We start from the raw sequence: 634 nt of genomic DNA on the forward strand, positions 1-634 counted from the left end.
CCGCAGCGTCATGCACAGCGAGATCCGCTATGGCGAAGCCATCGTCATGGTGGCCGAGGGCAGCGCCGAGCGCGAGGCGCGCTTTGGCGTGGCGGGGCGCTCCCCCAAGGCCGTCGACGGCGTCAACACGCAGACGCTGTTCCTCTATGTCGACGACGTCGATGCGCATTGCGCCCAGGCCCGCGCGGCCGGCGCCAACGTGACCTACGAGCTGACCGACAACGACTACGGTGCGGAGTACTGGACCGACCGCAGCTATGGCTGCCTCGACCCGGACGGCCATCTGTGGTGGTTCAGCCAGCGGCTGCGCAACCCGCCTGTCTGACCCCCTGCCGAAAGACACTTGCTGCCTTCATGGCGGTCTTCTACATTTGTAGTACGACAACTGTAGAAGATCGTGATGGATGAGGACACCGGCAGTGGGGACGTGTCGCTGAGCGAGCTGCAGCTCAGCCTGATGCGCGTGCTTTGGGCGCGCGGCGAGGCCAGTACGGCCGATGTGGCGGAAGCGCTGCGCGGCGAGCGCGATCTCGCGCACACGACGGTGGCGACGCTGCTGACGCGCCTGGAAAAGCGTGGCCTGCTCAGCAGCCGGCGCGAGGGTCGGGCGCTGCTCTATCAGCCCCTCGTGACC

At 67.2% G+C, this 634-nt stretch carries 2 protein-coding genes; both read left to right on the plus strand.

Translation table 11 applies throughout. The features are described 5' to 3' along the window. Positions 1-325, plus strand: a 325-nt coding sequence (locus tag AC1DU6_RS34550) for a VOC family protein (protein ID WP_477863007.1), incomplete at its 5' end; no start/stop codon positions are given. 75 nt (positions 326-400) lie between these two features. Next, the coding region (locus AC1DU6_RS34555; RefSeq protein ID WP_477863009.1) for a BlaI/MecI/CopY family transcriptional regulator at positions 401-634 on the plus strand (234 nt) is incomplete at its 3' end.

It is taken from the genome of Roseateles sp. P5_B10 (genome assembly GCF_056400485.1).